The sequence below is a fragment of the Streptomyces spinoverrucosus genome (assembly GCF_006539505.1).
GTDB lineage: Bacteria > Actinomycetota > Actinomycetes > Streptomycetales > Streptomycetaceae > Streptomyces > Streptomyces spinoverrucosus.
The window spans coordinates 20322-29571 of the sequence record NZ_BJND01000085.1; the positions used below are offsets into that span (position 1 = coordinate 20322).

Genomic DNA, 9250 nt, shown 5'->3' on the forward strand with positions numbered 1-9250 from the left:
CCGAGAGGGGTTCGCTCAACGGAGAGGGAGCCACATGGCAGCAGGACCGTCGTCGCCGGCCTCGGGGCCCGTCTCCACCGGAACCGTCACCACCTCCGTCCCGGCCCGTCTGGACCGGCTGCCGTGGTCCCGGTGGCACTGGATGATCGTGATCGGCCTCGGCACCGTCTGGATCCTGGACGGCCTCGAAGTCACCATCGTCGGCAACGTGGCCGGCCGGCTGGCCGAGGAGGGCAGCGGGCTGGACATCACCGCCGCCCAGGTCACCGGCATCGCGGCGGCACTGTATGTGGCGGGCGCCTGCTCGGGCGCACTGTTCTTCGGCTGGCTGACCGACCGGTACGGCCGCAAGAAGCTGTTCATGGTGACGCTGGCGGTGTATCTGGCGGCCACGGCCTTAACCGCTCTCTCGTTCGAGTCCTGGTGGTTCTTCCTCTTCCGCTTCCTGACCGGCTTCGGCATCGGCGGCGAGTACGCGGCCATCAACTCCGCGATCGATGAGCTGATCCCGTCCCTCTACCGGGGCCGGGTCGACCTGATCATCAACGGCAGCTACTGGCTCGGCGCGATCGGCGGCGCCCTGCTGTCGATCCTGATGCTGGACACCGCGATCTTCCCGAAGGACCTGGGCTGGCGGCTGAGCTTCGCGCTGGGCGTCGCCCTGGGCCTGGTCATCCTGCTGGTACGACGCCATGTCCCGGAGTCGCCACGGTGGCAGTTCATCCATGGCCGGGGTGAGAAGGCGGAAGCGCTGGTGACGTCGGTCGAACGGGAGGTCGAGCAGGAGAGGGGCGAACCCCTCCCGCCCCCCGCCGGCGAGATCACCATCCACCAGCGCAAGAGCATCGGCTTCGGCCTGATCGCCAGGACCGTCTTCGCCCGCTACCCACGCCGGGCGGTCCTCGGGCTCTCCCTCTTCATCGGCCAGGCGTTCCTCTACAACGCCATCACCTTCGGCTTCGGCACGATCCTGACCACGTTCTTCGACGTGCCGACGGGCCACACCGGCTACTACTTCGCCGTCATCGCGGCGGGCAACTTCCTCGGCCCGCTCCTGCTGGGCAAACTCTTCGACACGGTCGGCCGCAGGGTGATGATCTCCTCGACGTACCTGCTCTCCGGCCTGCTCCTGTTCGGCACGGCCTGGCTGTTCGACCGGGGCTCCCTGACGGCGACGACCCTGACGGCGTGCTGGTGCGTGGTGCTGTTCTTCGCGTCGGCGGGCGCGTCCAGCGCCTACCTCACCGTCTCGGAGGTCTTCCCGATGGAGACCCGAGCCATGGCCATCGCCTTCTTCTACGCCCTCGGCACGGCGGCGGGCGGCATCAGCGGCCCGCTGATCTTCGCAGACCTGACCGAGTCGGGCGTGGTGGCCGACACGGTGCTCGCCTTCCAGATCGGCGCGGGCCTGATGTGCGCGGCGGGACTGGTCGCGGCGTTCCTGGCGGTACGGGCGGAGCGGCGGGCACTGGAGGACATCGCCACGCCGCTGTCGGTCGCGGAGGTGGACGCGTCGAGGGCAACGGCCTAGGCAACGGTTTCAAGGGGGGCCGGATCGAAGGAGGTGCTCGGCATGCCGGAACTGGCCCCTGTCGCCCACCGAACCACCGAGATCGACGGCACCGAGGTGTTCTACCGCGAGGCCGGGCCGCCGGGCGCTCCGGTGGTGCTGCTGCCGCACGGCTATCCGTGCTCGTCGTTCCAGTTCCGGCACCTCATGCCGGCGCTGGGCGACCGCTGGCGACTCGTCGCACCCGACCTGCCCGGCTTCGGCTACAGCGGGACGCCGGACCGGGCTCGGTTCGCCTACACCTTCGAGGGATACGGGCACTTCCTGCAGCGCTTCACGAAGGCCCTGGACCTCCCGCGTTATGCCCTCTACCTGCACGACTACGGCTCCCAGTGCGGCCTCCGGCTAGCGATGCGCGCCCCGGAGCGGGTCGCCGCGCTCATCATCCAGAACGGCGACATCTACGAGGACGCGTTCGGGCCCAAGTACACGGTACTGAAGGAGTTCTGGACGAACCCGACCCCGGAGGGCCGGGAGCGGCTCGCCGCGAACGTGAGCGAGGAGGGCTTCCGCGACGAGTTCGTCGGGGAACTCCCCGACCACCTCGCCGAGCGCGTCAGCCCAGACCTCTGGAAACTCCACTGGCAGTTGATGCGGACCCCGGAGCGGCGCGAGAACGTCGTCGCCCTGTTCGAGGACCAGGCCACCACCCTCGCCGACTTCCCCGCCCAGCAGGCCTACCTCCGCGAGCACCGACCGCCGACCCTCATCGCCTGGGGCCCGCACGACGGTTACATGCCGGAGGCGGCCGCCCGGGCCTACCTACGGGACCTGCCGGACGCCGAGCTGCACCTGCTGGACGGCGGCCACTGGGCCCTGGAGACCAACCTCGACGAGATCGTCGGCCTCGCCCGCGACTTCCTGGGCCGGGTGCACAGCTGACGCCCGTGCGGCCGGGTGGGACTCAGGCCCCGCCTCCTGTACGCCCCCGGCGTCGCAGCAGGAGCAGGCCGCCCGCCAGGGCGGTGATGCCGGTCGCGGCGATCCAGCCCGCGACATCGCCGGTGCCGGTGGCGGCGAGGTCGCCGTCCGGGGTGGGGGAGGCGGACGCGGAGGCGCTGGGGGTCCCGGGCTGCGCGGGCTGTGCGGGCTGCGTGGCGGGTGAGGGCGCGCCGGATGCCGAAGCGCTCGGCGTCTGCGCCGGCGAGGACGACGTACCCCCGGGCACCCGGTCCCGCGTGAACGCCAGTGTGCCGAAGCCCAGTTGGTCGTAGCCGCCGCTGTTCGGACCGTAGTCCCCGCCCCCGCCCTCCGGCGCGGACTTCGCGGCGATCCGGGTCACGTACGAGGCGTCCAGCCCCCGCCGCTTGGTGTAGTGGTTGGCGATCATGGCCCAGATCGGCCGGGTCATCGCCGGATCGACCCCCGCGGCCTCGGTCGCGGTCTCGGTCCCGGACCAGCCCCCGATCGCCCCCTTCTTCCGGGTGTTCGCGGTGTACGGCACGTCATCACCGAGGCACCACTTGGCCACGTACTGCGCGCCCTTGAGGAAGCGGTTGTCGTCGTAGCCGTACAGGTCGATGCCCTGGTTCCAGGCCATCTCGCAGAACGTTCCCATGAGCCCGACCCCGAGCAGCGCGTGCCCCTGGTCGCGCCCGGCCTCCAGCCACTCGGCGAGGCCGTCCTCGTGCACGACGGGGATGGCGTTCTTGATGGACCCGAGCCCGTCGCCGTGCTTGAAGTACTCGACGGCCCGGTCGACGACGGCACGGTCGTCGCAGAAGATGCCGACGGCCAGGACGCACGCCATCGCGGTCAGGTCCCAGTTGGTCCAGTAGTTGGTGACGACGGCGTTGTTGTGATTCTTGAGGAATCCGTCGCTGAGCGGCAGGAACACCTCCCGCAGCATCTTCTGGAAGCGGGCCAGGTCGAAGTCCGCGTGGTCGCGCACGAGTTCGGCCGCGTTCGCGAACTGGTAGCCGTACAGACCCGCGGCGAGGAACCGGTCGGCCGAGCCCTGGAGGCTGGTCAGCTTGGCCGACCAGGCGTTGAGGATGGCCACCGCGGTGTCGGCGTGCGCGGTGTCGCCGGAGACGTGGGCGCGCAGGGCGTTCTGGTAGGCGGCGTGGATGTCGTTGTAGAGGACCGTGTAGTTCTGCGGGCTGCCCGACCCCCGGTAGACGATCGCCTGCGGATTGGGCGTCCAACCGCTCTGGGCATGCCGGTTGGCGGTCAGCCTGGCGTACCCGGCGGTGTAGGGCGCCGCGCCCGCCTTCACCTTCGCGGCCATACGGTCCAGATCGGCGCCGGTGTGCAGCAGACCGGGGTGGGCGAAGGCCGCGCCGGTGGCGGCGGGCGCGGCGGTGGCGGAGGGCGCCTGGAGGGCCGTACTCATACCGATGACTCCGGCTGCCACGCCCGTGGCCTTCAGCATTCCGCGGCGGCTGATGTGTCGTGTCACGTGCCTCGTACCTCAACGTCGTAAGTCGCGTGCGTATGGAGGGGACGGTGAGGAGACGTGCGGAAGGTCGGGCAATAACAAAAACTGGATGCCCGTATGTCCGTACGCCGGTACGCCCGTCCATGGGAGGCATTTCGATGACCGTCCGCAGGATCGTCCCCGACATCCACGCCGACTCCGAGGAGTCGATGACCGCCAGCCGCGACTTCTACGGCCTGCTCGGCCTGGAGGAGGTCATGAACATGGGCTGGGTGATGACCCTCGCCTCGCCCACCAACCCCACGGCCCAGCTCATCTTCATCACCGAGGAACCCACCGCACCCGTCGTCCCCGACATGAGCGTGGAGGTCGAGGACGTCGACGCGGTGTACGCGCAGGTCGTGGCGGCGGGCGCGGAGATCGTACGGGAGCTGCGGGACGAGGAGTGGGGCGTACGGCGCTTCTTCGTACGGGACCCGAACGGGCGCGTGGTGAATGTGCTCACGCACCGGCGATAGGACTCGGTCGTCTCAGGCGCCGGTCGTCGAACCGGGACGGACGATCATCAGCACCGTCACCACCGCCCACAGCAGGTTGAACACCCCGGTGAACATGGCGAGCCGCACGGTCGCCTCGCGCGTCCCGCCGCCCTCCACGAGCGCCCCCTGCCGGGGCAGCACCAGCGCGACGAGCACGACCGCGGCGAGGGCGGTCAGCACGATGGACACGATCAGCCAGGCATCGCCGAGCACCCCCATGGCGCTGGCCGTGGCGAACCCGAAGACGGGCACGACGACGCCGACAGTGGCGTACACCCGGCAGATGCGATGCAACAGCTGGACCGTCTCGACGGCTTTCGGGTCGTCGGGCGCGGCCAGAACCCGGCGCGCGGCAGGCGGGAACATGCTCGCGGCGACGGTGACGGGACCGATGGCGACGATCGCGGCGAGGACGTGGACGGCGAGGAGGAACTTGGTCACGGGGGTTGACGCTATGCGGGCGGCGGATCTTGCAGAAGTGGCGGTAATGCCACGCTTCAACGGATTCTCGCCAGCCGCGTGATACGGGCTTCAGAGCGCCGTCGTCTGATTCATCGCTTGGCGGAAGTCCGTCGTATGCCTACGATCCCGCCATGCACACCGTGGCCGTACTGGCGCTGGACGGCGTCATCCCGTTCGACCTCTCCGCCCCGATCGACGCCTTCGGCTGGGCCCGGCTGCCGGACGGCCGTGAGGCCTACCGGGTGCGGGTCTGCTCGGAGCGGGAGGAGGTGAGCGCAGGGGCGTTCACCGTGCGGGCGCCGTACGGGATCGAGGCGCTGGCGGAGGCCGACACGATCATCCTGCCCGGCGTCGAGGACCCGCCGGAGACGTTGCCGCCCGAGGTCACCGAGGCGCTGTGCGCGGCGGCGGCGAACGGCACGCGGATCGCGTCGGTGTGCGTGGGCGCGTTCATCTTCGCGGCGACGGGCCTGCTGGACGGGCTGCGCGCCACGACCCACTGGTTCGCGGCGCCGGACCTGGCCCGGCGGTACCCGAAGGTGACGGTCGACCCGAACGTCCTCTACGTCGACAACGGCCAGTTCCTGACGTCCGCGGGCGCCGCCGCGGCGATGGACATGTGCCTGCACATGATCCGCATGGACCACGGCTCGGCGGTCGCCGCGCACGCCGCCCGGATGTCGGTCATGCCGCTGGAACGGGAGGGCGGGCAGGCCCAGTTCATCGTCCACGACCAGCCCCCGGCCCCGGCGGGCGCGACGCTGGAGCCCCTGCTGGCCTGGCTGGAGGACAACTGCGACCGGGACCTGATGCTGGACGACATCGCGGGGGAGGCGGGCATGAGCACCCGTACGCTCAACCGGCGCTTCCGTGAGCAGACGGGGACGACACCGTTGCAGTGGCTGAATCGGGCGCGGGTGCGGCGGGCGCAGTACCTGCTGGAGACGACGTCGTATCCTGTCGAACGCATCGCGACCCAGGCCGGCTTCGGCTCGCCGACGGCGTTCAGGGAACGCTTCCGGCGGGTGGTGGGGACGAGCCCGCAGGGGTATCGGAGGGCGTTCAGGTCGACGTCGTGAAGCCTTTGTGGTGTTTGCGTCCTTGTGGCCTCGGGGCTCACGCCTGCCGATCGGCGACCGCCCACGACGCGAGGGCGACGGCCCCCGCCACCCCGAACACGGCGGGCCAGGCGCCCACCTTCTTGGCCAGCGGATGCGACCCGGCGAAGGCGGCGACGTACGCGGCGCTCAGCGCCCCGGCAGCCCTCCCACCGGCCCGCTCCCGCCACTGCTGGGCGGCCGCGGCGCCCGCGACGGCCAGTACGACCCCGCCGAGCTGCCGCTTCTTCGTCCAGCGGGCGACGCCGTACCCACCGACGAGCCCGCTCGCGGCGACGAGTGCGCTGGGAACCCTGGCCATCCTTGCCTCCTCCTACGACCCCGTATCCGGCCCGAGACTAACGCAGGCCGGGCGGACCCGAACCCGACGTCGTAACGCGGATGCGACGGCCGCCGCCCTCCCCTCCGCCGGGTCGGCGGTGGCCGTCAGTCGACCACCTGACCGCAGGTCACATTGGGGATCGCCCCGGTCATGGCGGCGGCGAGGTCGGAGGCCATGAGCGCCGCGACGTTGCCGACGTCGTCGAGCGAGGGCAGCCGTTTGAGCAGCGTCATGTCCGTGAGACCGGCGATGAACGCGTCACGCGTCATCCCGGTGCCGGTGGCGTGCTTGTCCAGCACTTCCTCGATCGACTCCACCGATCCGGCCGAGCGCAGACAGATGACGCGCACACCGCTGGGCCCGAGTTCGGCAGCGAGAGTGCGGGAGAAGCCCTCCAGCGCGGCGCAGGTGACGCCGAAGCCGCCGACGAGGGGGAAGGGGATCCGGGACGGCGACGCCGTGATCATCATGATCACACCCGACCCGGCCTCGATCATGTGCGGTGCGACCGCCTTCGCGGTCAGGAACTGCGTTCTGGTCGCGATGGTGATGGGGCGGGCGAAGTCGTCGTAGGACATCTCGATGAGCGGGGTGCCCTGCACTTCGTCCAGTCCGATGGCGTTGAACGAGACATCAACTCGCCCGGCGTCCTTCACGATCGCGGCGACGCAGTCGTTGACGGACTGTTCGTCGAGCGCGTCGACCTGGCTGGTCTCGGCCCTTCCTCCCGTGGCCGCGATGTCCCCGGCCACGGCCTGGAGCTTGGCCTCGGTACGACCGGCGAGGAAGACCTTGGCTCCCTCACGGGCAAAGGCGCGAGCGACCGCGCCGCCTATCGACCCACCGGCTCCGAAGATGACGGCGTTCTTGTCTGTGAGCAACATGGGCATCAGAAGTGGTTGTGCGGATGGAGCACCTGTCTCTGCTGTCTCTGCTTCCATCGTCCGCGTGAGCCGACGAGATCGCATGTTCGGTCCCCGCCACCGCCGAGACGCGGCGGTGGCGGAGGGGACGGCCGCTGTGTGACGGTGGAAGTGCGGCGCCGCTGAGGTCAGGAATGGCGAGGTGCGCTATGAGTGGACGCGTCAAGGGCAAGACACTGATCGCCAGGGACGAGGGCGACGACGTCGATGGCGTCCTCATCAAGCTGTACGGCGAGGAGACCAACGGCGCCGTCTCGATCATCGAGCAGCTCTTCGAGCCCGGCCTGCTGCTCCCCCCGCACATCCATCAGAACGACGTCTGGCTCCACGTGCACGAGGGAGAAATGCACGCCCGGGTCGGCGAGGAGGTCGTCAGGGCGACCGCCGGTTGCTGGGTACTGAAACCTCGCCGTATCCCCCACACCATGTGGAACGCGGGGGACGAGCCGGCCCGCATCACCGAGCTGTACACGCCGGGCGGATTCGAGCTCTTCTTCCGGGACTTCGCAGACCGGCTGCTCCAAGGGCCGGTCACACTCGACGAGTTGAACCACCTCGGCGAGCCACACGGCATCCGCTTCTTCGACGACTGGATTCCCGACCTCAAGGCGGCGTACGGCTTGCGGGTCGTGGGCGAGTAGCGGCGCTACAGGTTGTCTCCCCATCCTCCCTGGATCATCGTCTGGAAGGCCCACCTCCCGTCCCGCTTGAGCAGGATGTCGGCGTACCGGAGCTGCTGGGAGTGGCCGTCCACGGTCATGGTCGAGTCCGTGAAGACCACGGCCATGGAGGAGGACAGGAAGACCGGGGTCCGGGTGGACTCGAAGGTGATGTCCTGACTCCCCTCGCCCATCACATGGGTCATGGTCGCGACGAACTGCTCCCGGTCCCACTGCGCCGACCGACCGTTGCCCGCGGAGTCGTCGCTCACGAGATTGAGCGGAAACACCGCCATGTCGGCCATGCGCTCGACGTCACGCTTACCGCTCGCGGCGTCGTAGTCCGCGAACCAGGCGTCGAGGCTGGCGCGGTCTTCGGGGGTCGGGGTGTATCCGGTGTCGGGCAGGACGGTCATGCGGGCTCCTTGGGAGGGGACGAAGTCGGACCAGAGGCCACCTAGCAACCTAGTCAAACTTGACTAGCTGGCCGGACGAGAACTGTATACCCCCCGTGGCGCACTAATAAAACTTGATTAGCAAGCCCCGGGCGGCGAGGCATCGCGTCGCGGAGGCACGATCAACCGCCAACCCCAACCGCCAACCGCCACTCACCAGACATCCCGCCGCGTCCAGAGGCGCTTGGCGAACCAGGTTCAGCGCTGCTCGCTCTCCGGCGGGTTGCCGCGGGCCTGCATATCGCGCAGTGCCTCGTCGGCGGCGGTGATCTCGGAGTAGTACTGCCGGTGCACCTTGTACGTGCGGTCGAGCTCGATGTTGTGGTACATCCCGGTCGGCCGGCCGAAGCGCAAGTCGCGGGGGAGGCGCTGCACACCGTCGCGGCCCACGATCAGGATTGCGCGGTCGGTGGCCACGAACGTCCACACCCGCGCGGTGATCCACGAACCGGTCTGCGCGATGAATCCCGTCTGGATCTGCTCGCCGGGCTCCAGGTGGGGTGCGGCCCGCTTGGCGATCAGTGCGACCCGCCGTTCCTGATAGCCCATGATTCCCCTCCGAGGCAAGACGTGCCCACATCGTAGGGCAGGCCGCCCACCGGGGACATCCGACGGCAGCTCCAATCCACAACGAACTCAAGCCGGTTACCCACCGGACCGAACGCGCGGAACCACCGCCCGGAGCCAGCAGGGCCCCCGACACGCCTACGGCCCCACCACCACCCGAGCCCCCACCACAACCCCCCTCACTCGCCGAACCATCCCGGCGCGCCAAGAAGCGACAGCGCACCCCACCCCCACCCCCACACCCGCCACACGGCC

The 9250-nt window shown here is 69.7% G+C and carries 11 protein-coding genes; 5 read left to right on the forward strand and 6 right to left on the reverse strand.

The genetic code is table 11. The features are described 5' to 3' along the window. The first annotated feature begins 34 nt into the window (after positions 1 to 34). Both SSP24_RS37765 and SSP24_RS37770 read left to right on the forward strand, forming a co-directional pair. On the forward strand, positions 35 to 1531 hold the full coding sequence (locus SSP24_RS37765; protein WP_141314998.1) for an MFS transporter: 1497 nt from the start codon (positions 35 to 37) through the stop codon (positions 1529 to 1531). A gap of 42 nt (positions 1532 to 1573) precedes the next feature. Further along, the gene (locus tag SSP24_RS37770) at positions 1574 to 2452 is read left to right on the forward strand and encodes an alpha/beta fold hydrolase (protein ID WP_141315000.1); all 879 of its coding nucleotides are present in this window, start codon (positions 1574 to 1576) and stop codon (positions 2450 to 2452) included. 22 nt (positions 2453 to 2474) lie between these two features. Here SSP24_RS37770 and SSP24_RS37775 read toward each other — a convergent pair whose 3' ends face one another. Continuing rightward, positions 2475 to 3944: an alginate lyase family protein gene (locus tag SSP24_RS37775; protein WP_141315020.1), complete on the reverse strand. Its 1470-nt coding sequence runs from the start codon at positions 3942 to 3944 to the stop codon at positions 2475 to 2477. A gap of 164 nt (positions 3945 to 4108) precedes the next feature. On the opposite strand from SSP24_RS37775, the gene SSP24_RS37780 reads away from it, so the two are divergent. Further along, on the forward strand, positions 4109 to 4468 hold the full coding sequence (locus SSP24_RS37780; RefSeq protein WP_141315002.1) for a VOC family protein: 360 nt from the start codon (positions 4109 to 4111) through the stop codon (positions 4466 to 4468). A gap of 12 nt (positions 4469 to 4480) precedes the next feature. On the opposite strand, the gene SSP24_RS37785 is transcribed toward SSP24_RS37780, so the two are convergent. After that, a complete protein-coding gene (locus SSP24_RS37785) occupies positions 4481 to 4930 on the reverse strand; it encodes a hypothetical protein (protein WP_141315004.1) in 450 nt (149 codons plus the stop codon). 152 nt (positions 4931 to 5082) lie between these two features. Here SSP24_RS37785 and SSP24_RS37790 point away from each other — a divergent pair, with 152 nt between their 5' ends. Next, positions 5083 to 6030, forward strand: coding sequence for a GlxA family transcriptional regulator (locus SSP24_RS37790; RefSeq protein ID WP_141315006.1), 948 nt, complete (start codon positions 5083 to 5085; stop codon positions 6028 to 6030). A gap of 37 nt (positions 6031 to 6067) precedes the next feature. Here the strand turns inward: SSP24_RS37790 and SSP24_RS37795 are convergent, their stop codons facing one another. Next, positions 6068 to 6370 carry a hypothetical protein gene (locus tag SSP24_RS37795; RefSeq protein ID WP_141315008.1) on the reverse strand — a complete coding sequence of 101 codons (303 nt, stop codon included), beginning with the start codon at positions 6368 to 6370 and terminating at the stop codon, positions 6068 to 6070. A 125-nt stretch (positions 6371 to 6495) separates the two neighbouring features. Further along, the gene (locus SSP24_RS37800) at positions 6496 to 7275 is read right to left on the reverse strand and encodes an SDR family NAD(P)-dependent oxidoreductase (RefSeq protein ID WP_141315010.1); all 780 of its coding nucleotides are present in this window, start codon (positions 7273 to 7275) and stop codon (positions 6496 to 6498) included. A gap of 188 nt (positions 7276 to 7463) precedes the next feature. Between SSP24_RS37800 and SSP24_RS37805 the strand changes: the two genes are divergently transcribed. Continuing rightward, positions 7464 to 7955, forward strand: a complete 492-nt coding sequence (locus SSP24_RS37805; protein ID WP_167529816.1) for a cupin domain-containing protein — start codon at positions 7464 to 7466, stop codon at positions 7953 to 7955. Between the two features lie 5 nt (positions 7956 to 7960). Here the strand turns inward: SSP24_RS37805 and SSP24_RS37810 are convergent, their stop codons facing one another. Beyond that, positions 7961 to 8389: a DUF4440 domain-containing protein gene (locus SSP24_RS37810; RefSeq protein WP_141315014.1), complete on the reverse strand. Its 429-nt coding sequence runs from the start codon at positions 8387 to 8389 to the stop codon at positions 7961 to 7963. 237 nt (positions 8390 to 8626) lie between these two features. Continuing rightward, complete coding sequence (locus SSP24_RS37815) at positions 8627 to 8977, reverse strand: hypothetical protein (protein ID WP_141315016.1); 351 nt, start codon at positions 8975 to 8977, stop codon at positions 8627 to 8629. Positions 8978 to 9250: the final 273 nt, after the last annotated feature.

What these genes read in the sequence shown, in the direction of transcription:
- SSP24_RS37800 (WP_141315010.1), bottom strand. Translation starts at nt 7,275, where the DNA reads ATGTTGCTCACAGACAAGAACGCCGTCATCTTCGGAGCCGGTGGGTCG.
- SSP24_RS37775 (WP_141315020.1), bottom strand. Translation starts at nt 3,944, where the DNA reads ATGCTGAAGGCCACGGGCGTGGCAGCCGGAGTCATCGGTATGAGTACG.
- SSP24_RS37790 (WP_141315006.1), top strand. Translation starts at nt 5,083, where the DNA reads ATGCACACCGTGGCCGTACTGGCGCTGGACGGCGTCATCCCGTTCGAC.
- SSP24_RS37810 (WP_141315014.1), bottom strand. Translation starts at nt 8,389, where the DNA reads ATGACCGTCCTGCCCGACACCGGATACACCCCGACCCCCGAAGACCGC.
- SSP24_RS37780 (WP_141315002.1), top strand. Translation starts at nt 4,109, where the DNA reads ATGACCGTCCGCAGGATCGTCCCCGACATCCACGCCGACTCCGAGGAG.
- SSP24_RS37765 (WP_141314998.1), top strand. Translation starts at nt 35, where the DNA reads ATGGCAGCAGGACCGTCGTCGCCGGCCTCGGGGCCCGTCTCCACCGGA.
- SSP24_RS37805 (WP_167529816.1), top strand. Translation starts at nt 7,464, where the DNA reads ATGAGTGGACGCGTCAAGGGCAAGACACTGATCGCCAGGGACGAGGGC.
- SSP24_RS37795 (WP_141315008.1), bottom strand. Translation starts at nt 6,370, where the DNA reads ATGGCCAGGGTTCCCAGCGCACTCGTCGCCGCGAGCGGGCTCGTCGGT.
- SSP24_RS37815 (WP_141315016.1), bottom strand. Translation starts at nt 8,977, where the DNA reads ATGGGCTATCAGGAACGGCGGGTCGCACTGATCGCCAAGCGGGCCGCA.
- SSP24_RS37770 (WP_141315000.1), top strand. Translation starts at nt 1,574, where the DNA reads ATGCCGGAACTGGCCCCTGTCGCCCACCGAACCACCGAGATCGACGGC.